The following is a 25,732-nucleotide window of genomic DNA, read 5'->3' as shown; positions in this document are numbered from 1 at the left end:
CCCGCGCCGCGCCTCAGCGGCCGATGCCGACCGCGTAACCGACGAGCATCACGACGACGAGCGCCGCGAACCCGAGGATCACGCCGTAGACGAGCTTCTGGCTGCGACCCGACGGCAGCCCGGGCTCCTGGTGCGAGACGCCGGACGTGCTCGCCTCGCCGGGCGGGGTGTCGCCGGGCATCACGCCGCCGCCGGGTTCGAGGCCGGGCGTGTTCTCGGGGTCCGGGTCGGTCGGCTTGGCAGTCATCCGTCCACGCTAACCGCGGGGCCGGGGGCTGCAACCGGGGCCGGGGTCGACGCGCCTCCGGTCCTGCTCAGTCCTCCAGGAACATCGCCGCGAGCCGCGGGTAGCGGGTGCGCATCTCGGCGTCGTCGTCGAAGTCCCAGAAGGGCTCGTCGGCGGGCTCGTCGTCCGCCCCGTCGTCGGCGTCCTCGTCGGGCTCGTCGTCCTCGGGGAACTCCTCGCCCGTGAGCTCCTCGTACGCGTCCCAGGCGGCGGCGAGCATGTCCTCGCACTCGGCCTCGGTGTCCTCGTCGACCACGTCCGCGAGCGAGTCCGGGTCCTGCGCCGCGCGCTCGAACACCTCGCGGCCCTGCGCGACGAGCCAGCCGAGGAAGTAGTCGAACCCGTCGTCCGAGCTGCCGCCGTTGATCAGGTACGCCGCGCCCCACAGCCGCGGGCCGTGCACGGTCGCGACGAGGTCGTCATACGCGGCGTCCGCCTCGCGCGCGACCTCGACCCCGCGCTCGACGAGCACGGCGCGCAGGGAGTCCGCGACGTCGTCGGCGTCGGGCGTCGCGTCCGGGCCCGTGCCCCTCCGCGCGCGCGTGCGTGCCTCGTCGACGAGCTGCCAGTACGCCTCGGTGTCCATGCGCCGCATCGTGGCAGGTCGCGCCGACACGCGCGAGACACCCGGCCGGTTGCCCCGCCCCGGGCCGGGTGCGAGCGTGGACGCACCCACGACACCCAGGAGGACGCGTGATCGCACGCACGGTGGACGCCGTCGTCATCGGGGCCGGGCCGAACGGGCTCGTGGCCGCGAACGCCCTGGTCGACGCGGGGTGGGACGTGCTCGTGCTCGAGGCGCAGGACTCCGTGGGCGGGGCGGTGCGGACCGCCGAGGTCACGGCGCCCGGGTTCCGGACCGACCTGTTCAGCGCCTTCTACCCGCTCGCGGCCGGGTCCCCGCTGATCCGCGGCCTGCACCTCGAGGACCACGGGCTGCGCTGGGTCAAGGCGCCGGACGTCCTGGCGCACGCGCTCGACGACGGCCGCGCCGCGGTGCTGCGGCACGGGGCGCAGGACACGGCCGCGGGGCTCGAGGAGTTCGCGCCGGGGGACGGCGACGCGTGGCTGCGCATGGTCGAGTCGTGGCGCACGATCCGGGACCCGCTGCTCGACGCGCTGTTCACGCCGTTCCCGCCCGTGGTCTCGGTCGCGCGGCTGCTGCGCCGGGTCGGCGTCGCCGGCGGAATCGACCTCGCCCGGCTCGCGGTGCTGCCCGTGCGGCGGCTCGGGTCCGAGCACTTCCGCGGCGAGGGCGGGCGCCTGCTGCTCACCGGCAACGCGATGCACTCCGACGTGCCGCCGGACGCCGCGGGGAGCGGGGTGTTCGGCTACCTGCTCGCGATGCTCGGCCAGGACGTCGGCTTCCCGGTGCCCGAGGGCGGCGCCGGGGCGCTCGCGGACGCGCTCGCGGCGCGGGTCGTCGCGGGCGGCGGCCACATCGAGACCGGGGAGCGGGTCGCGAGCATCGACGTCTCGGGCGGCCGGGCCGTCGGGGTCCGCACGCACGACGGCTCGGTCGTCCGGGCCCGGCACGCCGTCGTCGCGGACGTCACGGCGCCGGCGCTCTACCGGGACCTCGTCGGGCTGCGCCACCTGCCGCCCCGCATGCGCCGGGACCTCGACCGCTTCCAGTGGGACCACCCGACGTTCAAGGTCAACTGGGCCGTCGACCGCCCGATCCCGTGGACCGCGCCGGGCGCGCGCGGCGCCGGCACGGTGCACCTCGGGGTCGACTCCGACGGGTTCGTCGACATGGCCGCGGACCTGTCGACCGGGCGCATCCCCGAGCGGCCGTTCCTGCTGTTCGGGCAGATGACCACCTCGGACCCGACACGCTCCCCGGCGGGCACCGAGTCGGCGTGGGCGTACACGCACGTGCCGCACGGCGTGCGGTGGACGCCCGACGAGGTCGCCGCGGAGGTCGAGCGCGTCGAGGCCGCCGTCGAGCGCGTCGCCCCGGGGTTCCGCGACGCGGTGCTCGCGCGGCACGTGCAGTCCCCGGCCGACCTGGAGGCCGCGAACGAGAGCCTCGTCGGGGGCGCGGTCAACGGCGGGACGTCCGCCGTGCACCAGCAGCTCTTCTTCCGCCCGACCCCCGGCCTCGGGCGCCCCGAGACGCCCGTCGACGGCCTGTTCCTCGCGAGCGCCTCGGCGCACCCGGGCGGCGGCGTGCACGGCGCGCCGGGCTGGAACGCGGCCCGCGCGGCGCTCGGGGCGGCGAGCCGGACCGGCAAGGTGCGACGTCTGCTCACGCGGACGGTGTGGGCGCGCGTGCTGCACGAGCGCTGACGGACGGGTCGGCGGCGGCCCGGCCCGGGGCGTGTCAGTGCCGGGCGGCGAGCACCCGCCGGACGCCCACGGCCCCGGCGGCGACCGCCACGAGGCCGACCCCGCGCAGCCAGTGCCGCCCCCACTTCCCGGTGACGTCCTCGCCGTCGGGCAGGGGAGCGAAGACGTTCCCGGCACCGGGCTCACGAGCCGTCGTCGACAGGCCGAGCCGCGACATCCCGGGTCCGACGAGCACGTCGTAGACCCCGGGCAGGAACCGGAACCCCGCGGTCCACGTCGCGTTGGCGAGCCCGACCGAGCGCTCGCGTGCGGGCTTGTCGAGCGTCTTCACGATCGCCCGCGCGAGGGTCTCGGGCCGGTCCACGGGCGGCGGCGGACGCCCCTCGCGGCGCACGTAGCTCGCGGCCTGCGCGTAGATGGGCGTGTCGACCCCGCCGGGGCTGACGAGCGAGACGTCGACGCCCGGGGTCTCGCGGGCCTCGACCTGGATCGTGCGCGCGAGCCCGTGCACCGCCCACTTGCTCGTCACGTACGGGCTCATCCACGGCGTCGCGATCTTGCCGAGCAGGGAGCCGACGAGCACGAGGTGCCCGCCGCCCTGCCGCTGGAACAGCCGCAGCGCGACGCGCGCGACGTTGGCGGTGCCGAGCAGGTTCACGGCGATGACCTGGTCGAACACCTCGGCGGGGATGTCCTCGAAGCGCCCGTACCCGACGACCGCGGGTGCGTGCACGACGGCGTCGACCCGCCCGTACCGCTCGACCGCGCGCTCGAAGAGCCGGTCGACGGAGTCGCGCACGCTCACGTCGGTCGGGACGACGAGCACCGGCGGCCCGCCCGCGGCGGCCTCGTGCGGATGCCTCCTCGAGCCCGGCACGAGGGCCAGGCACTCACGCTCGACGTCCGCGAGCGCGTCGGCCGACCGCGACGCGAGCACGAGGGTGTCCCCGCGCCGGGCGAGCGCGTGGGCCGTCGCCCGGCCGATGCCGCTCGACGCGCCGAGGACGACGACGACCCTGCTGCTCGCGGTGCCTCGTGCCATGCGTGCGCCTCCGGGGACGGGGGTGGCCGCGCTCGTGCGCGCGGCGGCGGGGGTGGTCGTGCGGTCCTGGCGTGCGGGGACGGGTGCCCGGCTGCGGGTCGCCCGTCCGGTTCGATGCTCGCACCGGGGTCCGTGGGGCGCGACCGGGGCGGCCGGCGGCCCGCGGCCCTGCGAGGATCGGGGCGTGGCGGAGCCGGTGGTCGTGGACGTGTGGACGGCCACGCCCGGCACAGCCGTGACCCCGGCGCAGGCCGCGGTGCTCGACGAGGCCGAGCGTGCGCGGGCCGGCGCCCTCCCGCCGCAGGCCGCCGAGCGGTTCGTGCTCGGGCGGGTCCTGCTCCGGGCGGTGCTCGCGCAGCGGCTCGGGTGCTCCGCCGCGGCGGTCGGGCTGCAGGTGCGGTGCGTGCGGTGCGGCGGCGCGCACGGGCAGGTCCGCGTCGTCGGACCACCCGGCGGCCGGGCCGCCCCGCACGTCAGCCTCACGCGGTCGGGTCCGCTCGTGGCGGTCGCGCTGACGGGCGCGGGCCCGGTCGGGGTCGACGTCGAGTCGGCGTCCGCGGTGTCGGCCGCCCCGGTCGCGGGCGTCCTCCTGTCCCCGGAGGAGCTCGCCGGGCACCGCGCGCTCCCGGCGGACGCGGCGGAGGCGGCGCTGGCCCGCACCTGGGTCCGCAAGGAGGCGGCGCTCAAGGCCCTCGGCACCGGGCTCGCCGTGGACCCGTCGGGCTGGTCGCTCGGACCGCCGCCCGCCGGCGCGCCGGGGGTCGACGCGGTGGCCCCCGGCGGTGTCGTCCTCGCCGACCTCCACCTGGAGCCCGGGCTGGTCGGGGCGGTCGCGGTGCTGGACCCCACGGCGCCGGGCCTCGTCGTCCGGTGTCAGGACGGCGGGTCGGTCCTCGACGCCCTGAGGAGCTGACCGAGGCGGCGCGTGCGCGACGGCGCGCCCGGGGGAGGCCCGGCCGGCAGGTCGGGCAGCGCGGGCGCGTCGAGCCACGCGGCGAGGAGGCCGGCCACCGAGGCGGCGAGCGGGTCGCCGCCGCGGCGCCGGGCGTGCTCCGCAGCGAGCGCGCGGAAGTCGTCGGTGCTCGCGCTGCCACCGGCGTGCCGGGCGGTCCAGGCACGGACCAGGTCCCAGAACGTCGCGTCGCCGAGCACGAGCCGCAGCGCGTGCAGCGTCACGGCCCCGCGCTTGTAGACGCGGTCGTCGAAGATCGTCGCCGGCCCGGGGTCGGCCAGGACGAGGTCCTGCGGCAGCGCGGCGAGCCGGGCGTGGTGCCGGCGGGCCAGGGTGTCCGCGGACGGGCCGCCGGACTCCTGCGACCACAGCCACTCGGCGTAGCAGGCGAAGCCCTCGTTGAGCCAGATGTGCCGCCACCCGGCCACCGAGACGGAGTTCCCGAACCACTGGTGCGCGAGCTCGTGCGGCACGAGGCGCTGGCCCTCGTCGCCCGCCGCCGGGTCCGCGCCGAGGCCGCCGAGGTGGTTCGAGCCGAACACCGCCATGCCCTGCGCCTCGACGGGGATCTCGAGCGCGTCGTCGGTCACCACGAGCGTGTAGGTGGCGAACGGGTAGGGGCCGAAGAGCCGGGTGAACAGCCGCACGATGTCGCCGTGGTGGGCCAGCCGGGTCCGCGCGGCCGCGGCGAGGCGCGGCGGGACGAGGGCCTGCTGCGGCACCGGCTCCGACGCGAGCTCGACGACCGAGTACCGGCCGATCTGCACGGTCGCGAGGTACGGCGGCGTCGGGCGGGTCTCCTCGAACACCCAGGTCGCCGCCCCGGACCGGCCGGTGCGGCGCACGAGCGTGCCGTGCGCGTGCGGGCGGTACGGGTTCTCGACGGTCATCGACGTCCGGTAGGTGGCCTTGTCGTCGGGCCGGTCGTTGCACGGGAACCACGACGGCGCGCCGGTGGGCTGGCTCGCCACGAGGACGCCGTCCTCGAGCTCCTCCCAGCCGACCTCACCCCACGGGCTGCGGACGGGCCGCGGGGTCCCGGCGTACCGGACCAGGACGTCGAGCACGGTGTCCGCCGGGGCCTCGGCCACGAGGCGCACCACGAGGCGGCCCGCCCGGTGCCGGTACCGGGCCGGCGCGGCGTTCGTGACCAGCACCTGCTGGACCGCGAGCGGCCCGAGGTCGAGGGCGAGCTCGTGCAGCGGCTCGAGCGTCCGGACCCGGAGCCGCGCGACCCCGGCGAGCCGGTTGGTGCGCACGCGGTAGTCGAGCTCGAGGTCGTAGTGCTCGACGTGGAACGCCCGCGAGCCGTGCCCATAGGCGTACGGGTCCCCGGTGGCCGGTGTCGCCGCTCTCACGAGGCCCCGACGGGCGCGCGCCACGGCCCGATCGGGTTGCCGACCCAGCGCGAGCCGGCCGGGACCGTCTCGCCGCGGAGCACGAGCGACGCGGGTCCGACGGTCGCGCCCTCGTCGAGCAGCGCCGCCGGGAGGACCACGCCGTGCGGGCCGAGCGTCGCGCCGTCGCGCAGCGTCACGGTGTCGAGGCTCATGACCCGGTCGTGGAAGAGGTGGGTCTGCACGACGCAGCCGGGGCCGACGGTCGCGCCGTCGCCGAGCCGGACGAGGTCGGCCTCGGGCAGCCAGTACGTCTCGCACCAGACGCCGCGGCCGATGCGCGCGCCCATGCTCCTCAGCCACCACACCAGCGCGACACTACCCGTGACCGGGTCGGCGAGCAGGGGCGCGGCGACGACCTCCGTGAAGGTGTCCGCGAGCTCCCCGCGCCACACCGGCGCGCTCCACAGCGGGTGCTCGGCGTCCCGGAACCGCCCGGCGAGCGCCCACTTGGCGGCGACCGTGACGGCGGCGCCGACCACCCCGACGGCGAGCAGGACCACGCCGCCCGACGCGGCCGCGAGCAGCCAGCCGCCCGCAGCGGCGATCGCCTGGAGCGCGAGCCCCGCACCGACCCAGAGCAGCCCGAGGACCAGCAGCGGGACGACGCGGCACACCTCGACCGCCCCGCGCGCCCGGCGCAGCGCCGGGGTCGACGTGTAGGTGCGCTCGCCGTCGTCGACCGCGGCCGCACGGGCCAGGAGGACCGGCGGGCTGCCGAGGTAGCTCGACCCGGCGCGCGTGCGGCTCGGCGTCGCCGAGAGGACCGCGACGAGCCCGTTCTTCGGGACGGTGCGGCCCGGCGCCGTCATGCCGGAGTTGCCGAGGAACGCACGCCGGCCGACCTTGGCGGTCGCGACGCGCAGCCAGCCCCCGCCGAGCTCGTAGGGGGCGACCATCGTGTCGTCCGCGAGGAAGGCACCGTCCTTGACCTGCATCATCGAGGGCAGCCCGACGACCGTGGAGATCTCGGTCTCGCGCCCGACCCGCGCGCCGAGCAGCCGCAGCCACGCCGGGGTGAGCAGCGACGAGTAGAGCGGGAACAGCGCCGTGCGGGCCGCGTCCATGAGCCGGGAGACCGCCCACGCGCGCACCCCGGCGCCGGACCGGACGGGATGGCAGCCCTCGCGCAGCCCGCGGGCCAGCAGGCGGACCCCCACGAGCACCAGGAGCGCGTACGTCAGGTAGGCGAGCGGGACGGCGACGAGCGTCCACGCGAGCGCGGGCCCGACGGCGGCGCCGAGCGACGGCGTCGTGGCCAGCGCGGCGCCGAGGACGGCGAGCGCGGGCAGCGCGGCGAGCGACGGGAGCGCGCTGACGGCCGTCCCGGTGACGGCGAACACCGCGGTCCAGCCGGCGCGGGACGCGGGGGGCCGGGTCGTCGGCCACGGGTGCCGCGCCTCGTGCTGGCGGACCGCCGGCGAGCCGGACCAGAACTCGTCCGAGCCCGTCGTGCCGTGCACCGCGGACCCCGCGGCGACGTCGGTGCCCCCGCGGACGCGTGCCCCCGGGAGCAGGACGCTGCGCGCCCCGACGGTCGCGCCGGGCCCGACGCGGATGCGCCCCACGTGCAGCACGTCGCCGTCGACCCAGTGCCCGGACAGGTCGACCTCGGGCTCGATCGCGCAGCCGTGGCCGAGGGTCAGGAAGCCGGTGACCGGCGGCACCGAGTGCAGGTCGACGTCGCGGCCGACGTCCGCGCCCAGCGCACGGGCGTAGAGCGAGATCCAGGGTGCGCTCGCGGGCGTCACCGCCCCGAAGCCGTCGACGAGCCGCTCGGCCGCCCACAGCCGCAGGTGCACGTGGCCGCCGCGCGGGTACGAGCCCGGGCGCACGCCCGCGAGCAGCAGCCGGGCGCCGAGCGCGCACACCCCGAGCCGCCCGAGCGGGCTCACCGTGAGCAGCCAGCCCGCGGCGAGCCACCACCACGGCACCGCGAGCGCCCACGCGACGCCCCACATCGTGTGCAGCACCGTGCCGACCGTGGCGACGACCGTGAGCCACCGCAGCGCGACGAGGCCGCGCAGGGGCAGCAGCGCGAGGAGCTGGACCACCTGGCTCGCGACGGGCACGGGGGCGACGGTGCGCGTCCGGGCGGGGGCCGCGCCGCCCGACGCCCCGGGACCGTCGTCGCCCGACGGCCACGTCGTGGCGAGGTGCTCCGCGAGCCCGCCGACGCTCGGGTGGTCGTAGACCTCCGCGACGGTGACCTCGGGGTAGCGGGCGCGCAGCGCGGACACGAGCTGCGCGGCGGTCAGCGAGCTCCCGCCGTGCGCGAAGAAGTCGTCGTCCTCGTGCTGCGGGCGGACCCCCACCACGGCGGCCCACTGCTCGCCGACCCACCCGGCGAGCCCGTCGAGCGGCGCGGCGTCGTCGTCCCCGGCGTCCGCGAGCGGCCAGGGGAGCGCGTCGCGGTCGACCTTGCCGGACGTGCGCGTCGGGATGTGCTCGACGACCGCGAGCAGCGGGACCATAGAGCCCGGCAGCGTCTCGCGGAGGCGGCGCAGCAGGTCGTGCAGGTCGAGGCGCTCGCCGTCCTGCGGGGCGAGGTACCCGACGAGCACCGTGCCGCCGGCGGTCGAGCGCCGGACCGCGGCCGCGGCCCCCGCAACACCGGGCAGCGCCAGGAGCGCGGTGTCGACCTCGGCGAGCTCGATGCGGTGGCCGTTGACCTTGACCTGGTCGTCGGCGCGGCCCACGAACAGCAGCCCCTCGGGGTCGGCGACGACGAGGTCGCCGGTCCGGTACGCGCGGTCCCAGCCCAGCCCCTCGTGCGGGCCGAACCGGACCGCGTCGAGCTCCGGGTCGAGGTACCGCGCGACGCCGACACCGCCGATGACGAGCTCCCCGGTCCCGCCCGCGGGCACGTCGCGGCCCTCGGCGTCGACGACGGCCAGGTCCCAGCCGTCGAGCGGCAGCCCGATCCGCACCGGCTCGTCGGGCAGCAGCAGCGCGGCGCACGCGACGACCGTCGCCTCCGTCGGGCCGTACGTGTTCCACAGCTCGCGGCCGGGCGCCCACAGCCGCGCCGCGAGCTCGGGCGGCACCGCCTCGCCGCCGAAGATCAGCAGGCGCACCGCCGCGAGCGCGTCGGCAGGCCACAGCCCCGCGAGCGTGGGCACGGTCGACACCACGGTGATGTCCCGGTCGACCAGCCACGGCCCGAGCTCGGACCCGGCCCGCACGAGCGCGCGCGGCGCGGGGACGAGCGTCGCGCCGTGCCGCCACGCGAGCCACATCTCCTCGCACGACGCGTCGAACGCGACCGACAGCCCGGCCAGCACCCGGTCGCCCGGGCCGATCGGCGCGTCGCGCAGGAACAGCCGGGCCTCCGCGTCGACGAACGCCGCCGCGCTCCGGTGGCTCACCGCGACGCCCTTGGGCCGGCCCGTCGACCCCGAGGTGAAGATCACCCACGCGCCGTCGTCGAGCATGGGCGCCTCCGCCTGCCGGGCACCCGCGCGCTTCGCCGGGGTGCCGTCGGGGCGCAGCGGCTCGGGGCCGTCGCCGAGCACCGCGACCACGCCCGCGTCCGTGAAGACGCGGTGCGCGCGCTCGTCGGGGTCGTCCGCGTCGACCGGGACGTACGCCGCGCCCGCGTGCAGCACCGCGAGCACCGACACGTACAGCCCGACCGTGCCCGACGCCGCGCGCACGCCGACCCGGTCCCCGCGCCGCACCCCGACGGCGGCGAGCCGGGCCGCGCGCGCCTCGACGGCCTGGGCGAGCGCGCGGTACGTGAGCACCTCGTCGCCGTCGTCGATCGCGAGGGCGTCGGGGAACCGGGAGACGGTGCTCGCGAACACGTCGACGAGCGTCCGGGGGGTCGGGGTGCGGTCACCGGCCCGGAGCGATCGCGCGGCCGAGGACAGCGGGGTGCTCACGACGGGGACGGCTCCTGCCTGGGCGGTCGACGGGGGCGTGCGGACGTGCGCGGGCCGCGACCGTGACGTCCCACTCCGTCCGACCGTAGCGAGCGCCGGTGAACGGGACCCGACGGGACGGCGAACGCGCGGTGCCGCGGCGCCCCGTGGAGGGGGGGCGCGCGCCTACCCGGGCAGCATCATGTGCGGCGGGCGAGCAACCTCCCGGGCACCCGGTCCGTGTTCCTCGCATGCCGGTGTCGATGTCGAGGACAGGGGGCGCGGTGGACGCGCACGCAGGTGAGGTCGCCGCGGTGCGCGCGGTGGCCGACGCGCCACGCGCCGGCCGGGACGCGGAGTTCACCGCGTTCATGGTCGAGGCGGAGCCGCTGCTCGGGCGGATGGCCTGGCTGCTGTGCGGAGACGTGCACCGCGCCGAGGAGCTCGTCCAGCACGCGCTCGTCCGCACCTACGTCGCCTGGCCGCGGGCCCGGAGCGGCGACCCGCTCGCGTACGCGCGCCGGGTGCTGACGAACCTGCGCATCGACACGTGGCGCAAGCACCGCGGCGAGGTCCTGCTGCCACCCGACGAGCTGCCCGGCCGGGTCGTCGGCCACGGGCGCGACGCGGCGGCGCACGTGCACGCCGAGCGTGACGCCCTCGTGCGAGCGCTGGCCCGGCTCAGCCCGCAGCGCCGCCGCGTCGTCGTCCTGCGCTACCTCATGGACCTCTCGGAGCGTGAGGTCGCCGACGACCTGAACATCTCGGTCGGCACCGTGAAGTCCACGGCGGCGCGCGGGCTCGGGCAGCTCCGCGTGCTGCTCGGCGAGGCCACGGAGCCCGGACACCTCGAGGAGCAGCGATGAGCACCGACGACGCGTTCACCCGGCACCTGCGGGACGTCGCCGCGACGGCTCCCCGGGTCGCCGTCGACCACCGGGCCGTGCTCGCCTCGGCCCGGCGCCACCGCCTCGCCCGGGCCGGCGGGGTCACGGTCGGGACCCTCGTGCTCGTGCTCGCGGTGGCCCTGGGCGTCTCGGCGCTGCCCGGGCCGGGGGAGGCGGCACTGCCCGCGGGGCCGACGCCCGGGGGGACGACGGTCCCCGCGCCGAGCCCGACGCCGGGCTCGTCGGCGAGCGCCGCGCCCGCGGACGCGGTGATCATCGACCTGGACGCGGGCACGGTCCGGCTCCCGCTCGACGACTGGCTGATCGACGAGTCGGAGGAGGCGATCCTCCTGGCGGCGCAGCTCCACTCCGCGCACCGCTGCCTGGAGGCCGCCGGGTACGGCGAGTACTCGTCGTCGTCCACCGGCCTGCCGCCCGTGCGGCCCGGGTTCCGGGACTACGGCGTCTGGGTGCGGGCCGACGTCGAGGCCCGCGGGTACCAGGACCTCGTCGAGACGTTCGACGAGCAGGGGGCCGGCGGCAACGGCTCCCCGCCGCCCGAGGAGTTCTTCCCGGCGTCGCGGGCCTGCTTCGCGGCGGCGCTCGACCAGGGGCTGTCGTACGACCCGAGCGACTTCGAGTCGCTCGCCCCGGAGGGCTGGACGTCGGCGCTGCGGACCGACGAGGGCCGGGCCGTCGTGGCCGAGTGGGCGGCGTGCCTCGCGGAGCAGGGCGTGGCGACGCCCCCGGTCGACGACGGCGTGATGGTGCCGACCGGCGTGCTCGACGCCCCGCTCGACGAGCAGGTGCGCGTGGGGCTCCTGGACGTCGCGTGCAAGGAACAGCTGGACGTGGTCGGGCGCCTCGCCGGGCTCGACGCGGCCGCGCAGCTCGCCTACATCGAGCGGGCGCGCCCGTACCTGGAGGCGCTGCGGCCCGTCCAGCAGGCGGCGCTGGCGAAGGCCCGGGCGTACCTCGAGGAGGCAGGGGTGGAGGTCGCGAAGCCGTGAGGTCGCCGGGGCGCGGAGCCGTCGCGCCCCGGCTCACGCGCCTGGGGCCGCCCGGAGTGCACCTGCCCGCAGCGCACCCGTCCGGCCGCGCGGTGTCGTCGGTCAGACGACGAGGTCCCCTGCCCGCATCGCTGCCCGGAGCCGCCCGGAGCGGAAGGTGACGTCGAGCCCGACGAGCTGGCCGGCGGCGTCCCGCAGCAGGCCGACGCCGACCACGCGCGAGCCGACGAACGCGCGGAAGGCCGGCTCGGCGGACGCGTCGCGCAGCACCCACCGGCTGCCGTCGATGTCGTAGCGGTACGGCGCCACCCACGCGCCACCGGCTCCCGTCCACGACCAGCCGACCGTCCAGTCGCCTCGGGTGTCGACGAGGAGCCCACGGTCCTGCGCGAGCTCCAGGTGCAGCGGGCCGACCGTCGGGTCCGGCGTCTCACCGGCCTCGTGCCACGCGAGCCGGGAGACCCCGAGGAGGACCTGGCCGTGCAGACGCGCGAGGTCGGACGGGTCGTCGGCTCGGGTCACGGAGGAACGGTACGGCGGTCGACGCGGCGCGGGTCGACGGCGGCCGCGCGCCGGGGGTGCCCGCGGACACAGGGGTCCCGCTAGGGTCGTCCGCAGCGTCGCGTGCCGGTGGCGGTCTGCGTCAGGCATGGAGGCGCCGACCTCGAAGGGTGGCTCCCGCCATCGCCGACCTCGCGCACGACCCCACCGACCTCCCCGCGCCCGCCGACCCGGGCACCCGACCGCAGGCGGGGCCACGACCCCGGCCGACGCCCCGTCCGCACCCGAGCCCGAGCCCCCGACCGGCCCCCGCACCGCCGCGGCCCACCACCGGACCCGCTCCGCACCCCGACGGCACCCGGGTGCGCGCGTGGGCCACGGAGATGCGCCAGGTGCACGCGCGCCTGCGCGAGGCGCTCGACCTCGCCCGCGAGCAGCTCGAGGACGCCGGCACGCCGGACCGGCCGGCGACCGACCCGCTGCTCTACTGCTGGGGGTTCTGCGCCGCGCTGAGCGGCCACCACCGCAGCGAGGACACCGCGCTGTTCCCGCGCCTGACGCAGCAGCAGCCCGAGCTCGCGCCCGTCGTCGCGCAGCTCGTCCAAGACCACCACATGATCGAGCACCTGCTCGGCGGCCTGACGGAGGCGATCCGGCTCGACGCGAGCACCGACGAGAAGCTGCGGCACCTCGACGGCGTCGAGGCGGTCATGACGACGCACTTCCGGTACGAGGAGCGCCGGCTGCTCGACGTGCTCGACGGGGTGCTCGACGACTCGGTGTCCCCCGGGGAGGTGTTCGGGCCGCTCGGCTGACCGGGACGGCGACGCAGAGCCCGGCTACGGCGTGCGCGGAGCGCCCGAGGCGGACGCGACCGGGGCCGGGGGTCCTCGGCCGGCCGCACCCCCGCTCCGGCGACCCGACGCTCGGGGCGCGGGTGTGGCACGAGACGGAGGCGCTGCTCGGGCTGCGCGTCCCGGTCGGCTGACCCGACGCCGCAGGGGGCGCCTCCCCTTGGGGCGGCGCCCGGCGCCCGGCCTCCCGTTCCGGTGACGCGGCACCGGTCGCGGCCGATCATGGTCGGGACCGCGAGCGCGCGGCCCACCGGGTGAGGAGGGGCGTCGAGATGGAGCTGTCGGACCGGGCCCGGGCGGCGGGCGACGCGATCGAGCCCGTGACGTCGTTCTTCGTGTCGCTGCGGGCGATGGACGGCCGCCCGGACGTCGTCGACCTGTCGTTCGGCGACCCGCACGAGATGCCGCTGCCGGCGCTGGTCGACGCGATCCGCGCGAACCTCGAGCCGCGCGCCGAGGACTGGTTCGCCTACAAGACGAGCCTCGCACCGGCGCAGGAGGCGGTCGCCGCGGGCCTGCGCGCCGAGCTCGGGCTCGACTTCGCCGCGGCCGACATCACGATGACCCAGGGCGCCTTCGGGGCGATCGCCCTGGCGTTCCGGCTGGTCGCCGACGTGGGCGACGAGGTCGTGGTCCCGGAGCCCGGCTGGTTCTACGCCCCGATGCTGCGCGCCGCCGACATGGTCCCCGTGCGGGCCTCCCTCGCCGAGGGCACGTTCGACCTGGACGTGGAGGCGGTCGCGCGTGCGATCACCCCGCGCACCCGGATCGTCGTCGTGAACTCCCCGGCCAACCCGACCGGCCGGGTCTACGCGCGCGAGCGCCTCGCGGAGCTCGCGACGGTGCTCGACGAGGCCTCGGCACGCCACGGCCGGCGGATCTGGCTGCTGTCCGACGAGCCCTACCGGCGCATCCGGTTCGACGGCATCGCCTTCACGAGCCCAGCAGAGCTCTACCCGTGGACGCTCGTCGACTACTCCTACGGGAAGGTGCTGCTCGCGCCGGGCCAGCGCCTGGGCTACCTCGCGCTGTCCCCGCTGATCCCGGACGCGGTGCGCGACGAGCTGCGCGACGCGATCCTGCCGCTGCAGCTCGCGCTCGGCTGGGGGTTCCCCGACGCGCTCATGCAGTACGCAGCCCCGGCCCTGGAGACGGTGTCGATCGACGTCCCGGCTCTGCAGGCGCGGCGGGACCGGGCCGTCGCGGCGCTCGGGGAGGCGGGGTACACGCTGACGGTCCCCGAGGGCACGTTCTACCTGTGGGGCGAGGCACCCGGAGGCGACGCGGTCGCGTTCACCGCGGCGCTGGCCGAGCGCGGGGTCTACGTCCTGCCGGGCACGGTGTTCGGGCGGCCGCGGCACTTCCGGATCAGCCTGACGGCGACGTCGGAGATGCTCGAGCGGGCGCTGCCGGTGCTGCGTGAGGTCGGTGCCCCGGCACGCTGAACGGTCGTGCCGCCCCTTCGTGCGAGCTCCTTGTCGCGCGCGGAGCGTGCCCGCCACGATGACGTCGTCCCGCAGTGCAGGCGCGAGGGGGAGCGGCCGTGAGCACCGAGAGCACCGGAACTGCCGGGTCCAAGGAGGCGGCCGAGGCCCGCAAGGCCGAGGCGGAGGCGCGGAAGGCGGAGGCCGAGGCGACGGAGTACCTCAGCCGGTCCGCACAGCAGCTGCGCGAGGCCGAGCGTCGCCAGAAGCTGCTCGCCGCCGAGCGTGACTCGGTGGCCGCGGCAGCCGGGCGCTACGCGAGCCTCGTGCCCGACCTCAGCGGGGTCGAGCGGGGCACGACGACCGTCTCCGGGACCAGCGCGATGTACGAGTCGGAGCTGCTCGCGTCAGCGCTGGACCGGGCGTGCACAGCGATCGTCGAAGCCGTGGGGCCCAGCGTCGGCGCGGGGCCCGTGCTCGTCACCACGGAGCTCGACCTCGTCGCCTCCGACGCGGTGCACGGCCAGGTCGACGTCGCCCTCGCCGAGCTCCAGTCCGCTGCCGACGGTCTCCTCAGCCCGCCGGAGGCCGGCGGCGAGTCGATCGCCGCCATCGGGCTCGCCGCGGCCGTGCTCCCGCACGTCCTCTCGCTGTTCGCCACGTCCCACACGGTCACCACGTCGGCCACGGCGCCCTCGGCGGCGGTCGCCGGCACGACGCTCGCGGGGGCGCTCGCGACGAGCACGGACCGGGTCGTCGTGCACGACACGTTCCGCGTGCTCGAGCGAGGCCCGCTCGACGTCCGGCTGGACGCCCTGCTCACGGCCTGCGGGCAGCTCCGGGAGACGGCCGCCGTCCCGGTGCAGGCCGACGCCGAGCCGGACCCGCGTACCGCGCTCGCGGCCGAGCTGGTGAAGCGGATCGAGACGTTCGTCGGCACGGTCATGGCTGTCCCGTCGGGAGCGGCACGGTCGCTGTGGACGAGCGCGCGTGCCCGGCAACGGCTGCACGACACGTCGGCCACCTACGTCCTGCTCGTCCAGAGCCCGACCGCGACGACGAACCAGGTCGTGGACGAGAAGGTCGGCAAGGACCGGTTCCGCGTCGTGTCGACCGTGAACGTGCCGTGGGCGCTGGTGCGCAGCGACGCCGAGCGGATCCTGGCCGCCGGCGTCGGCTCCGGACGGGCGGTCGCCGACGGGGAGCTCGGGCAGCGGGTGACGATCGGGTGACACCCGCGGACGACCTCGGCCGGGCGCCGGCGGCGGTGCTGCTCGACGGCTGGGCAGGGGCCGTCGGGCAGGGGCGCGACGACGCGCTCCGCCTCGACAAGCTCGAGCTGCTGCGCGCCGAGATCGAGTACGTCGACCGTGCGGTGGGGCAGGCTGCGCCGCCGGAGACGGTCGCCCGGGTGCTCGGGGACGCCGACGAGGCGATGCGGCGCGTGCTCGCCGAGGGCCCGGCCGCGTCGTTCACCGCCGCCCTCGCCTCCGGCGTCACCGCGGTGGTCCACGCCGACGGCTCGCGGCCCGTCGGCTTCGTCCAGGACGGGTTCGTGGACCTCGACCAGCCGGCGCTCGCCGCGTGGCGGGTGGAGCTCGAGGCGGCCGAGGGCGCCGTGCGGCACGCGTGCGCCGGCACGGGGCGGATCGGCTCCGCCGGTGCCGAGCACGTGGGCACGGCCTGGGTGATCGGGGACGGCCTCCTCGTGACGAACCTGCACGTGCTGCGCCAGCTGCGCGGCCCGGGAGGCGGGGCGTCCGCACCGGGTCCCGGTCCGCTCCCCGACGGCATCACGGTGGACCTCACGGGGGAGGTCGCTGCCGGCGGCGCGCACCACGAGGTGGCAGTGACGGAGGTCGTGGCGGTCGGGACGCCCGGGGACGCCGCTCACCAGCACCCCGTCGCACGTTCGCTCAACTTCGACGGCCTCGACGTCGCGGTGCTGCGCTTCCGCCCGGGTGCGGCGGAAAGTCCCGAGCCGCTCGGGCTCGACCTCGACCGGGCGCAGGTCGAGCCGCCGCAGCGCGTCTTCGTCGTCGGCTACCCGGGCGGGCCGCTCTCGACGACGCCGGCGGCGTACGCGTGCGTCTTCGGGGGGAGGTCGGGGGTGAAGCGGATCGCCCTCGGAACGGTCACGACGGCTCCCGGTCAGGTCCCCCACGACCCGCGAGGCTGGATCCTCGAGCACGACGCCAGCACGATCGGTGGCAGCTCCGGCTCACCCGTGGTGGCGCTCGACGGTCGTCGACTTCCCGTGGCGGTGCACGTCGGCGGCCACCACGAGCACACGAACTGGGCGCACGCGGTGGCCGCCGTCCCGTGGAGCGACCTGCACGTCCCGCCCGGGTAGAGCGCCGGAGGGTCCACGCGCCCGCGGCCTAGCGCAGCTCCGGGAAGCACCAGCCGGCCATGTGCCGCAGCGAGGGCCCGGTGCCGAACGGGGTGCTCGTCGGGGCGGGCCGGTCGTCGGGCGGCACGGGGACGTCGCGTGCGATCCGGCGCACCCGCGGGGTCGTCGAGAGCTGCGACGTGAGCTGCTGCCACCGGCCGTCGGGGCGCCCCCGGAAGCCCCGCCCGGCGATCACCTCGGCGCCGGGTTGCGCGTCGAACACCCCGTCGAGGTACTCGACCCGCCCGTAGCGCCGCCCGCCGTGCTCCTCGACGCCGTGGCAGTAGGCGAGCACCCAGGCGTCCTCGCGACAGCCGACGGCGTACACGTCGCCCGCCGCCGGGTCGCCGCGCAGGTGCGGGGCGAGCGGCTGGGTCCGGGCGGTGCGCGGCGCCCGGACCGGCGGCGGCGCGGCCGGGGCCTCCGCGGGCCGGGTCGACGGCACCGGGAGGTGACCGAACAGCCGCTCGACGACGCCCGCGTCGACACCGTGCTCGGCGGTCCAGAACCCGAGCGGCGCGGACACCTCGACGCGCACCGAGGGGCGGCGGTCGCGCTCTCGGGCCGTCGTGAACCGGGTCAGGAGGCCGGGGTGCTCGGGAGTCTGGAGCACGCCGAGCAGCGCGAGGTCCTCGAGCAGAGACGTGACCGCGTGCTGCGGCCGGCCGGGCAGGAGCCGTTCCCGGTGCACGGCCTTCGCCGCCGCGCCGGGTCGCGTCCCGGGCGGCAGCTCGCGCAGCGTGCGGAGCACCTCGTGCAGCGTCCACACGTCGTGCGGCGTCGGAGCGGGCCACGGGGCCGGCGCCTCCCGCAGCGCGAGCACGTACGCGACGACGTCCCCCGGCAGCGGCGAGCCGCTCGTGCGCCGGCTCCGCCACGCGTCGGTGGTGTCGACCGTGACCTCGGGGTCGACGAAGCAGACGTCGCACGTCCGGTCGGGGCGGCCGTCGAACGCGTGGTCGGGGAGCGTCGAGCCGAGCACCGTCGCGGGCAGGAGCGACCTCCAGCGCACGGGTGCCGAGCCGAGGCTTGCGACGAACGCGTCTGCCGCCGCGCGCTCGTCGACCTCGCGGGCGCGGGCCCGCAGCTCGGTGACCGCCGCGTCGTGCGTGAGCGTGACGAACGTGCTCGGGGCGAGGCCGCGGGCCGCAAGCTCGTGGAGGTCGGCCGCGTCGACCGTCGCCGGGACGCGGACCTCGTGCCGGCCCTCCCGGAACATGCGGTTCTCGGGCGCGTACACCCGGGTCAGCAGGGCGAGCGCCCGGTCGTCGTCCACCGCACGAGGCTAGGGGAACGGCCTGAGGTGTACCCGCAGGGTCTCCCTCCGCCGCCGGGCCCGACCTAGCCTGACGGGATGGACAACCGATCCGAGGTCCGCGAGTTCCTCGTCTCGCGCCGCGCCAAGGTGACGCCCGAGCAGGCGGGCATCGTGGGCGGCGGGAACCGGCGGGTCGCCGGGCTGCGGCGCACCGAGGTCGCCGCGCTCGCGGGCGTGAGCGTCGAGTACTACGCGAAGCTCGAACGGGGTGCGATCGCCGGCGCGTCGGCGTCGGTGCTCGACGCGGTCGCCCGCGCCCTCCAGCTCGACGACACCGAGCGCGCGCACCTGCTCGACCTCGCCCGGACGGCCGACGGGATCCCGACGTCGGGGCGGCCGCGTCGCCGCCCCGCCAGGCAGGCCGGCACGCGCACGAGCCTGCAGTGGGCGCTCGACGCGATTACCGACGGCGTCGCGTTCGTCCGCAACCCCCGGCAGGACCTGCTCGCGACCAACGCGCTCGGGCGGGCGTTCTACTCCCCGGTGATCGGGGACGGCGGGCGCACCCCCAACCTCGCGCGGTTCCAGTTCCTCGACCCCGCGTCGCGCGAGTTCTACCCGGACTGGGACCGGTTCGCGCAGATGTGCGTCGGGGTCATGCGCTCGGAGGCCGGTCGGGACCCGCACGACCGCGGCCTGCAGGACCTCGTCGGCGAGCTGTCGACCCGCAGCGAGACGTTCCGGCGGCTGTGGGCGGCGCACGACGTGCGGACGCACGGCTCGGGCACCAAGCACTTCACCCACCCGGTGGTGGGCCCGCTCGTGCTCGCGTACGAGGAGCTCGCCATCACGGCGGAGCCGGGGCACGTCCTGCTCGTCTACACGGCCGAGCCGGGGTCCGCGTCGGCCGAGCGCCTGCGCCTGCTCGCCTCGTGGGGGCGCACCGAGCAGCTCGAGAGCCTCGGGCTCGACGCGCGCCAGGAGACCTGAGCCGCCTGGGGCGCCCTCGCAGTACACCCCACGGCAGGGACTCCCGCCGGGCCGGTCGCCGGGATGTCATGGAGACTCGTCCCGAACCCCACCCGAACCGAAGGACACACCCATGCGCGTGCACGCCTACGCCGCCTCGGCCGCCTCCGAGCCGCTCGAGCCCACCACCATCGAGCGCCGCGCCGTCGGAGCGAACGACGTCCTCATCGAGGTCGCGTACGCCGGCATCTGCCACTCCGACATCCACACCGTGCGCGGCGACTGGGGCCCGCAGCAGTACCCGCTGGTCCCCGGCCACGAGATCGTCGGGATCGTCGCCGAGGTCGGGTCGGACGTGACCCGCCACAAGGTCGGCGACCGCGTCGGTGTCGGTTGCATGGTCAACTCGTGCGGCGCGTGCGTGAACTGCCGCAAGGGCGAGGAGCAGTACTGCCTGGAGGGCATGGTCGGCACGTACGGCGCGACCGACCGGGACGGCACGGTGACCCAGGGCGGCTACTCGACGCACGTCGTCGTGGACGCCGGCTACGTGCTGAGCGTGCCGAAGGGCATCGACCTCGCCGCTGCCGCGCCGCTCCTGTGCGCGGGCATCACCACGTACTCCCCGCTCCGCCACTGGGGTGCGGGCCCGGGCAAGAAGGTCGCCGTCGTCGGCCTGGGCGGGCTCGGGCACATGGCCGTCAAGCTCGCGCACGCCATGGGCGCGGAGGTCACGGTGCTGTCCCAGTCGCTCAAGAAGCAGGAGGACGGGGTGCGCCTCGGCGCCGACCGCTACTACGCCACGAGCGACGCCGCCACGTTCGAGGACCTCGCGGGGGAGTTCGACCTCATCGTCAACACCGTCAGCGCGCGCATCGACGTCAACGCCTACCTGGGGCTGCTCGCGGTCGACGGGACCCTCGTCAACGTCGGCGCCCCCGCCGAGCCGATGAGCGTCAACGTGTTCTCGCTCCTGACGAACCGGCGCTCGTACGCCGGGTCGATGATCGGCGGCATCCGCCAGACCCAGGAGATGCTCGACTTCTGCGCCGAGCACGGCCTGGGCGCCGACATCGAGCTCATCTCGGCCGACCAGATCAACGAGGCGTACGAGCGGGTCCTCGCGTCGGACGTGCGCTACCGCTTCGTGATCGACACGGCGACGCTGGCCTGATCCGGCGCGTGGTCGACGCCGCGACGCCGCTGACCGGAGTCACCGCGCGCGTCGCGCGATGAGCGCGACGAGCTCGCGGCTGCAGCCCAGGGCGGCGGCGATCGCGGTGTAGGTCCAGCGCTCGGGGTCCTCGGCGCGGAGCTGGAGGATCAGCCGGTCGCGCTCGGCGCGGTACCGGGCGGCGACCTCGTCGGCCTCGGCGGCCTTGCGATGCAGCTCGCGCGCACGGCCGGCCCGCGCGTCCGAGGTGCCCGTCGGCCGGGCGCGCCGAGGGGCGGCACCGTCGCCGGTGCCGCCCCTGGCCGCCCTGCCGGGCGGGTGCGGACCCTCAGAGCCCACGCGCGAACTCCGTGATGAGCGAGGGCACGGCGCCGTCGAACCCGACGACGTCGAGCATCCCCGGGTCGCTCGGGTCCGCGATCGTGAACTCGGTGGCCGTCATCCCGACGACCACGAGCTTCGCCGCGATGCCCGACGCGCGCCGGTACTCGGCGAGCGCCTGGTGCGGGTGCACCTTCCCCGCCCACGTCTCGTTGTCGGTGTAGACGACGAACGTGTCGACCTCGAGCCCCTGCTCGCGCGCCCAGACCATCGGCAGCGCGCAGTCGGTGCCCGACATCGGCATCGCGTCGACCACGCGCAGGGCGTCGTCGAGGCGCTGCCGCGGCGAGATCGCGAGCGGCCGCAGGGTGCTGCGGTGCCAGTCCTGGCCACCCCACCCCGCGACGCCCCCGTCCGCCGTGGTGAAGCCGACGGCCGTGGCCGACGGCTCCGTCGCGAGCTGCACGAGCGCGAGCGCGGCCGACGCCTCACGGGCCGTGACCGGCATCCCCGAGATCGGCACGCCCATCGACCCCGACACGTCGACCGCGAGCAGCGTCCGCGTGCCCGACGGCTCGACCGCACCGAAGGCGCGGTAGAACGCGGTGTCGAGCGCGTCGACGACCTGCCGCGTCGGCGTCCACGCCCCGGCACCGCGCGCCGAGCGACCGGACGCGTACGTCCGCTGCGCCACGAGCACGTTGACGGGGTGCACCCGCGCCGACCGCAGCCGGTCCGGGTCGACGAGCTGCGCGACGACCTCGCCGGTGCGCCCGCCGAGGTCCGGCAGCATCCCGAGCCGGGTCAGGCGCGGGAGCTGACGCAGCAGCGCCGTCTGGGGCACGCCCACGTCGAGCAGCGCGTCCCACACCGCCGTCTCGCCGAGCGCGGCGTCGGGCAGCATCTCCCACGAGAGCCGGTGCCGGCGGACCAGCGCGGCCCAGGCGGCGGCGTCCGTGGCCGACTGCGCCGCGACGAACCCCTCGACGAGCGCAGGCGTCGCGTCGCCCACCGTGCCCCGCACGACCCACTCGAACGTCGCCCGCAGCTCCGGCGTGACCGCCTGCGGGTGCGCCAGGCGCAGCAGGTCGCGGTGCGACCAGCCCTCACGCTGCCGGTACTTGACGACCTGGTAGGCCAGGGCATCGACGTCCTTCGCCGTGTACCAGCCCCCCACCGCACGCCGCAGACCCCGGCCCCACCCACGGAACGACTCGACGTAGCCCGCGAACAGGAACAGGTGCGTCCCCGTGCGCGCGACCTGCGGCAGCGCGGCGAGCGCGAGCTGCGCCGACTCGGGCACCGACGCCGCGTACGCGAGCGCGAACAGCGCCGCGTTCTGCTTCGGGGCGGCGCCGCGCGTCGACACGTCGACGATCGTCCGCACGAGCGTCTCCGGGTCCTCGCGGGCCATCCGGCCGACGACCTCGGCGTTCTCGCGGGCGAGCTCGCGCGGAGCGGCGTAGTACGAGCCGCCGTCCACGCCGAGCGTCAGGAAGCGGCGCAGGCGCGCGGCGTCGTCGAGCACGAAGGTGTGGCCGCCGGCGCTGTTGGGCACCTGGCGGGGGTCGGCGCGCTCGCTCTGCGGCGTGCGCCGCAGGCCGAGCGTGCGCAGGACGTCCATGGGTGGTTCCTCTTCTCGGTGGTCGACGGCGGTGGCGGGCGTGGTGCGCGGGCCGGGTGTGACCCCGGAGCACCGGGGTCATCCGTGACAGGGAGGTAACCGAACCGCTCCGGCCCGCCACCGTCGTCGTGGTGGGTGAGCGGGCGTGGGGGTGGCCCCCGGAACGGCGGCTCGCGCCGCCGGGCAGTGCCCCGAGGGGCCGGGAGTCGAACCCGTACTGCCGTCTACCAGGTAACCGAGGACCGTTCGGCCCGCTCGTCGGGAGGTTCGGGTGGGCGTGTGAGGACGCCGGAGTCCTGCTCTGCCGATTGAGCTACGCCACCGCGAGGGGTGGCGACGGGACTCGAACCCGCAACCTGGCCATTAGGAGTGGTAACCGACTGTCTCCGGCCCACCCGAACCTTCCCGTGTTCTGTTGTCGTGCACGACGGTAGGGGTCTACACAGCACGTGACCAGCGAATATCCTCGGGCCGGTCGCGACCGGGACGTCGCGTCGGTCTGGTCCGCCGCGGGACGACAGTCGTCGGGGAGGGCTGGTCGCCGAGGGCTGGCGGCCCGGGCGGGCGTGGTGGTGGTCGCCGGAGACCGGTGTGCGACCACCGGAGTCCGGTGCTCTACCACTGAGCCACGACGCCGCAGCGTCGGAGGGACTCGAACCCTCGACCTCCGGAACCAGATGACCGACGACCGTCGGCCCGCCCGGGCCGGGACAAGTGTCGAGGACGGCCGCGCGGCGTCCAAGCGCATTCCGCCCGCCTCGCGCGAGGCCGCCTCGACGTATCGTGGTGAGGTCGGCCGTCTCTGCTCCCCGAGAGGGTCAGCCGGAAGGTCCCATCGTGCGACAGCACCGCATCGACACAGCACGAGAGCCCGACGACCGTCGCCCCGTGCGCGGGGCGGGTCGCCCGGTCGTCGCTGCGCCGTCGGGGGTGCGACACCCCCGCGCCGGGTCGATCACCGAGCTCCAGCGGACCGCGGGCAACCACGTCGTCGGCCGGCTCCTCCTCGGTGGGGCACGCGGCGCCGCCGGCGCGCCGACCGTGCAACGCGCGCCCTACGGCCTGGAGTCGCCGAAGAGCCAGGGTGCCTACGTCGCGGAGGCCGCCCGGCTCCGCAAGACGAAGCCGGCGATGTCCCCGCGCGCCTTCGCCGACGCCCTGCTGAGGCGCGTCGCGAAAGAGCTCACGGCCGCCGGCGTGCCCCCGATCCGGTGGACGATCAGCGAGAGCGGCGACGGCCCGGACGGTGTGTTCAGCTCGAAGGACTGGCAGGTCCTCGTCAACACGTCGGCGTTCAGCTCGCAGAAGTCGCCGCCGAAGAAGATCCAGCTCCTCACCGACGCGGAGGTCACGGCCGTAGCCGGGACGCTGTACCACGAGGCGCGGCACGCCGACCAGGACGTCGTGATCATCCGGAACCTGCTCGCGCAGAACCAGACCGTCGACCAGGTGGTCGCGGCTACGGGCATCCTCAAGAAGACCGTCCAGGCCGTCAGATCGACCAAGTACGCCGCCCCGCTCGACGCCGACCAGAGAGCGCACGCGGCACGCATGCACGACGTCATGTACGGCCCGAACAACCAGCTCCTGACGCTGCTGATGGCCCACCGGAAGCTTGTCGCGGGTCTCGGCACGCTGGCCGAGCCCGGCTCGCGGCTGTCCGACGGCAAGCGGCACGTCACGACGCTCGACACCTGGCAGTCGACGACCCTGACGCCCACCCTGGCGCGGCTGGCGGTGGCGAACAACCTGACACCCGCCCAGAAGGACCTTCACACGCGCCTGCAGGCGGTCGACACGGAGATCACGGCGCTCCTGCGCGCTTGGAAGGCCGCGCAGGCGAAGAAGCCGGCGCCGACGGCGGCGGACGACGTCCGTGTGGCGGCCGGCGACACGCGCGATGTGCTCAACGAGGCCTACCGGAGCCTCGAGAGCGAGGCGGACGCCTTCCGGGTGGAGGGTCTTGTGTCGACGGCGCTCGAGCAGAAGCTGGCGAAGCCGTAGGTCGTCGGTGCGCGGCTCGCTGACGACGCCGTCAGGCGCGCCGAGACCGTCAGCGCTCGGCGGGGCGGAACATCGCGGACGTGCGCGGAACGACCGGCCCGTACCAGCGCTCAGGCGGCAGGCGGGCGGCGTCGTCGACGTCCACGTCCCCAAGGACGTCGAAGCAGGGCACGGTCTCCAGGACGCACGACGTCGCCCTCAACCGAGGAACGGCACGTCCGACTGCGTCACCGCTGCGACGACGAGCTCCGACAGGACCGCGGAGAGCACCACGCCGAGATCGACCCCGATGGTGCGGCGCGCGACTGTGCGCACTTCTGCCCGGGCCTGGTTCCTCGGTGTCGCCATCTCGGCCTCCCATGCGCGCACACGGATCTCGTGCTCAGCCTGGGCGCGGGAGTACGCCATGTCGTGCTCGCGTTGTTCAGCCTCCTGCTCACGCTGAAGGGCCGCTCGTCGGCGCTCCCACTCACGGAAGGCGGGGTTCGGCCGAAACTGAGGCTGAGGACCGTAGCGCGCACGGCAGTCGGGGCCGACGCCTGTCCGCTGGCTCGTGTAGTCCGTCAGTCGCCGGCCGCACACCACGCACCGGTTCACGAGCAGCGGCAGGTGCGTCGGAGGGCGCCGGCCTGGCGAGCGCAGCCGTGCGGTTCTGCGCCGAGGCGCGGGTGGGCGGCGCGGGAGCCGGTTGGCTGCGCGCACAGCTCCGGCGGAGACCAGCACGGTGGAGGTCCCGACGACCGTGAAGGCGCGCAGCCACTCCACGAGCTGCCACGCATCGGGGACGAGGGCCGCAGTGAGCAGGCTGAGGACGAGGAACGTGCCGACGACCCGCACCGGGTGCGCCGAGATCGCACGGAGCGACGGCAGGACGAACTGCAGTCGGACAGGCTCGTTCATCTTCACCGCTTCGTCTCGTGCGCGAGGGCGCATGAACGCCGCGTGTCGGAAGCATCGCGCACGCGAAAGCCGACGACGCGGCGACGTCGCTCGATCAGCCCAGTCCGCGACGCTGGGTGTCCCCCGTCGGGACGCCTCCGAGGCCCCGATCGTCACCTGTGGCGGAGGTAGCACGTCCGCGCCTCAGGGCTGACTCGGCGCCGGCTGGGGCGCGCCGTAGCCGGCGATGTAGGCGCCGGGAGCTGCGGGCTCACGTCGGGATGCGCGGAAGCGAAGGCGTCGTTGTCGTCTGTACGGGTGGGGCCGGCTCGACGTCCGGCTGCGCGAGCACCGGACAGCAAGAAGGCCAGGTCGGATGACTCCTGACCTGGCCTTCTGGTGGAGCGGGTGACGAGAATCGAACTCGCGCTATCAGCTTGGGAAGCTGAAGTTCTACCACTGAACTACACCCGCACTGCGCTGGATCGAGCCCTCCGAGGAGGCCCCTGCGCCAGCGCGCGCACCATCATACCGACGCAGCCGGTTCCGTCGAATCCCCGGTCCGCGGACGCGGTCGCGGTGCGCCGCCGGTGCCGGACGGCG

Annotated in this window: 21 protein-coding genes and 1 tRNA gene; 11 read left to right on the top strand and 11 right to left on the bottom strand. The window is 76.1% G+C overall.

What is annotated here, in order from left to right; translation table 11 throughout:
- Nucleotides 1-13 precede the first annotated feature (13 nt).
- The gene (locus tag AB6N24_RS07335; protein ID WP_258725508.1) at nucleotides 14-247 is read right to left on the bottom strand and encodes a DUF6480 family protein; all 234 of its coding nucleotides are present in this window, start codon (nucleotides 245-247) and stop codon (nucleotides 14-16) included.
- Between the two features lie 67 nt (nucleotides 248-314).
- The gene (locus AB6N24_RS07330) at nucleotides 315-872 is read right to left on the bottom strand and encodes a DUF4240 domain-containing protein (protein ID WP_412868758.1); all 558 of its coding nucleotides are present in this window, start codon (nucleotides 870-872) and stop codon (nucleotides 315-317) included.
- 107 nt (nucleotides 873-979) lie between these two features.
- Here AB6N24_RS07330 and AB6N24_RS07325 point away from each other — a divergent pair, with 107 nt between their 5' ends.
- The gene (locus AB6N24_RS07325; protein WP_412868757.1) at nucleotides 980-2,578 is read left to right on the top strand and encodes a phytoene desaturase family protein; all 1,599 of its coding nucleotides are present in this window, start codon (nucleotides 980-982) and stop codon (nucleotides 2,576-2,578) included.
- Nucleotides 2,579-2,612: 34 nt separating this feature from the next.
- Here the strand turns inward: AB6N24_RS07325 and AB6N24_RS07320 are convergent, their stop codons facing one another.
- A complete protein-coding gene (locus AB6N24_RS07320; protein ID WP_412868756.1) occupies nucleotides 2,613-3,620 on the bottom strand; it encodes an SDR family NAD(P)-dependent oxidoreductase in 1,008 nt (335 codons plus the stop codon).
- 184 nt (nucleotides 3,621-3,804) lie between these two features.
- Here AB6N24_RS07320 and AB6N24_RS07315 point away from each other — a divergent pair, with 184 nt between their 5' ends.
- Nucleotides 3,805-4,533 carry a 4'-phosphopantetheinyl transferase family protein gene (locus AB6N24_RS07315; RefSeq protein ID WP_412868755.1) on the top strand — a complete coding sequence of 243 codons (729 nt, stop codon included), beginning with the start codon at nucleotides 3,805-3,807 and terminating at the stop codon, nucleotides 4,531-4,533.
- On the opposite strand, the gene AB6N24_RS07310 is transcribed toward AB6N24_RS07315, so the two are convergent.
- A complete protein-coding gene (locus tag AB6N24_RS07310; RefSeq protein WP_412868754.1) occupies nucleotides 4,494-5,930 on the bottom strand; it encodes a M1 family metallopeptidase in 1,437 nt (478 codons plus the stop codon). The two genes, AB6N24_RS07315 and AB6N24_RS07310, sit on opposite strands and share 40 nt — an antisense overlap.
- On the bottom strand, nucleotides 5,927-9,853 hold the full coding sequence (locus AB6N24_RS07305; protein WP_412868753.1) for a Pls/PosA family non-ribosomal peptide synthetase: 3,927 nt from the start codon (nucleotides 9,851-9,853) through the stop codon (nucleotides 5,927-5,929). The genes AB6N24_RS07310 and AB6N24_RS07305 overlap by 4 nt, the downstream gene beginning before the upstream one ends.
- A 263-nt stretch (nucleotides 9,854-10,116) precedes the next feature.
- Here AB6N24_RS07305 and AB6N24_RS07300 point away from each other — a divergent pair, with 263 nt between their 5' ends.
- Together AB6N24_RS07300 and AB6N24_RS07295 are read left to right on the top strand one after the other, a co-directional pair.
- Nucleotides 10,117-10,698 carry a SigE family RNA polymerase sigma factor gene (locus tag AB6N24_RS07300; RefSeq protein ID WP_412868752.1) on the top strand — a complete coding sequence of 194 codons (582 nt, stop codon included), beginning with the start codon at nucleotides 10,117-10,119 and terminating at the stop codon, nucleotides 10,696-10,698.
- Complete coding sequence (locus AB6N24_RS07295) at nucleotides 10,695-11,729, top strand: hypothetical protein (RefSeq protein ID WP_412868751.1); 1,035 nt, start codon at nucleotides 10,695-10,697, stop codon at nucleotides 11,727-11,729. The genes AB6N24_RS07300 and AB6N24_RS07295 overlap by 4 nt, the downstream gene beginning before the upstream one ends.
- Nucleotides 11,730-11,831: 102 nt before the next feature.
- On the opposite strand, the gene AB6N24_RS07290 is transcribed toward AB6N24_RS07295, so the two are convergent.
- Entirely contained in the window at nucleotides 11,832-12,251 is a 420-nt protein-coding gene (locus AB6N24_RS07290; RefSeq protein ID WP_412868750.1) for a hypothetical protein, read from the bottom strand.
- Nucleotides 12,252-12,592: 341 nt separating this feature from the next.
- Here AB6N24_RS07290 and AB6N24_RS07285 point away from each other — a divergent pair, with 341 nt between their 5' ends.
- The 4 genes from AB6N24_RS07285 (at nucleotide 12,593) to AB6N24_RS07270 (ending at nucleotide 16,861) form a co-directional block, all read left to right on the top strand.
- Nucleotides 12,593-13,045, top strand: a complete 453-nt coding sequence (locus AB6N24_RS07285) for a hemerythrin domain-containing protein (RefSeq protein WP_412868749.1) — start codon at nucleotides 12,593-12,595, stop codon at nucleotides 13,043-13,045.
- 311 nt (nucleotides 13,046-13,356) lie between these two features.
- Nucleotides 13,357-14,529: an aminotransferase class I/II-fold pyridoxal phosphate-dependent enzyme gene (locus AB6N24_RS07280; RefSeq protein WP_412868748.1), complete on the top strand. Its 1,173-nt coding sequence runs from the start codon at nucleotides 13,357-13,359 to the stop codon at nucleotides 14,527-14,529.
- A gap of 98 nt (nucleotides 14,530-14,627) precedes the next feature.
- On the top strand, nucleotides 14,628-15,740 hold the full coding sequence (locus tag AB6N24_RS07275) for a hypothetical protein (protein WP_412868747.1): 1,113 nt from the start codon (nucleotides 14,628-14,630) through the stop codon (nucleotides 15,738-15,740).
- Complete coding sequence (locus tag AB6N24_RS07270; protein WP_412868746.1) at nucleotides 15,737-16,861, top strand: trypsin-like serine peptidase; 1,125 nt, start codon at nucleotides 15,737-15,739, stop codon at nucleotides 16,859-16,861. Before AB6N24_RS07275 ends, AB6N24_RS07270 begins: the two co-directional genes overlap by 4 nt.
- Before the next feature lie 28 nt (nucleotides 16,862-16,889).
- Here the strand turns inward: AB6N24_RS07270 and AB6N24_RS07265 are convergent, their stop codons facing one another.
- Nucleotides 16,890-18,176 carry a hypothetical protein gene (locus AB6N24_RS07265; protein ID WP_412868745.1) on the bottom strand — a complete coding sequence of 429 codons (1,287 nt, stop codon included), beginning with the start codon at nucleotides 18,174-18,176 and terminating at the stop codon, nucleotides 16,890-16,892.
- Nucleotides 18,177-18,254: 78 nt separating this feature from the next.
- On the opposite strand from AB6N24_RS07265, the gene AB6N24_RS07260 reads away from it, so the two are divergent.
- Together AB6N24_RS07260 and AB6N24_RS07255 are read left to right on the top strand one after the other, a co-directional pair.
- Nucleotides 18,255-19,148 carry a helix-turn-helix transcriptional regulator gene (locus AB6N24_RS07260; protein ID WP_412868744.1) on the top strand — a complete coding sequence of 298 codons (894 nt, stop codon included), beginning with the start codon at nucleotides 18,255-18,257 and terminating at the stop codon, nucleotides 19,146-19,148.
- A 112-nt stretch (nucleotides 19,149-19,260) separates the two neighbouring features.
- The gene (locus AB6N24_RS07255; protein ID WP_412868743.1) at nucleotides 19,261-20,301 is read left to right on the top strand and encodes an NAD(P)-dependent alcohol dehydrogenase; all 1,041 of its coding nucleotides are present in this window, start codon (nucleotides 19,261-19,263) and stop codon (nucleotides 20,299-20,301) included.
- A 39-nt stretch (nucleotides 20,302-20,340) separates the two neighbouring features.
- On the opposite strand, the gene AB6N24_RS07250 is transcribed toward AB6N24_RS07255, so the two are convergent.
- Nucleotides 20,341-20,640, bottom strand: a complete 300-nt coding sequence (locus AB6N24_RS07250; protein WP_412868742.1) for a hypothetical protein — start codon at nucleotides 20,638-20,640, stop codon at nucleotides 20,341-20,343.
- Nucleotides 20,630-22,246, bottom strand: a complete 1,617-nt coding sequence (locus AB6N24_RS07245) for a TROVE domain-containing protein (protein WP_412868741.1) — start codon at nucleotides 22,244-22,246, stop codon at nucleotides 20,630-20,632. Before AB6N24_RS07245 ends, AB6N24_RS07250 begins: the two co-directional genes overlap by 11 nt.
- An 837-nt stretch (nucleotides 22,247-23,083) precedes the next feature.
- On the opposite strand from AB6N24_RS07245, the gene AB6N24_RS07240 reads away from it, so the two are divergent.
- The gene (locus AB6N24_RS07240) at nucleotides 23,084-24,250 is read left to right on the top strand and encodes a hypothetical protein (RefSeq protein ID WP_412868740.1); all 1,167 of its coding nucleotides are present in this window, start codon (nucleotides 23,084-23,086) and stop codon (nucleotides 24,248-24,250) included.
- A gap of 198 nt (nucleotides 24,251-24,448) precedes the next feature.
- On the opposite strand, the gene AB6N24_RS07235 is transcribed toward AB6N24_RS07240, so the two are convergent.
- Nucleotides 24,449-25,150 (bottom strand): DUF6011 domain-containing protein, encoded by a 702-nt coding sequence (locus AB6N24_RS07235; RefSeq protein ID WP_412868768.1) that lies wholly within the window; start codon nucleotides 25,148-25,150, stop codon nucleotides 24,449-24,451.
- A gap of 379 nt (nucleotides 25,151-25,529) precedes the next feature.
- Nucleotides 25,530-25,603, bottom strand: a tRNA-Gly gene (locus AB6N24_RS07230).
- Nucleotides 25,604-25,732 lie beyond the last annotated feature (129 nt).

This window comes from Cellulomonas jepli (assembly GCF_047229345.1).
In the GTDB taxonomy this organism is placed as follows: domain Bacteria; phylum Actinomycetota; class Actinomycetes; order Actinomycetales; family Cellulomonadaceae; genus Cellulomonas_A.
Note: the sequence above shows the minus strand (reverse complement) of the source record. Positions and strands in the feature narration are given on the sequence as shown.

Bases quoted from the DNA above. Each gene is read 5' to 3' on its own strand.
- AB6N24_RS07335 (WP_258725508.1), bottom strand. From the start codon at position 247: ATGACTGCCAAGCCGACCGACCCGGACCCCGAGAACACGCCCGGCCTC.
- AB6N24_RS07330 (WP_412868758.1), bottom strand. From the start codon at position 872: ATGGACACCGAGGCGTACTGGCAGCTCGTCGACGAGGCACGCACGCGC.
- AB6N24_RS07320 (WP_412868756.1), bottom strand. From the start codon at position 3,620: ATGGCACGAGGCACCGCGAGCAGCAGGGTCGTCGTCGTCCTCGGCGCG.
- AB6N24_RS07295 (WP_412868751.1), top strand. From the start codon at position 10,695: ATGAGCACCGACGACGCGTTCACCCGGCACCTGCGGGACGTCGCCGCG.
- AB6N24_RS07280 (WP_412868748.1), top strand. From the start codon at position 13,357: ATGGAGCTGTCGGACCGGGCCCGGGCGGCGGGCGACGCGATCGAGCCC.
- AB6N24_RS07260 (WP_412868744.1), top strand. From the start codon at position 18,255: ATGGACAACCGATCCGAGGTCCGCGAGTTCCTCGTCTCGCGCCGCGCC.
- AB6N24_RS07255 (WP_412868743.1), top strand. From the start codon at position 19,261: ATGCGCGTGCACGCCTACGCCGCCTCGGCCGCCTCCGAGCCGCTCGAG.
- AB6N24_RS07245 (WP_412868741.1), bottom strand. From the start codon at position 22,246: ATGGACGTCCTGCGCACGCTCGGCCTGCGGCGCACGCCGCAGAGCGAG.
- AB6N24_RS07235 (WP_412868768.1), bottom strand. From the start codon at position 25,150: ATGAACGAGCCTGTCCGACTGCAGTTCGTCCTGCCGTCGCTCCGTGCG.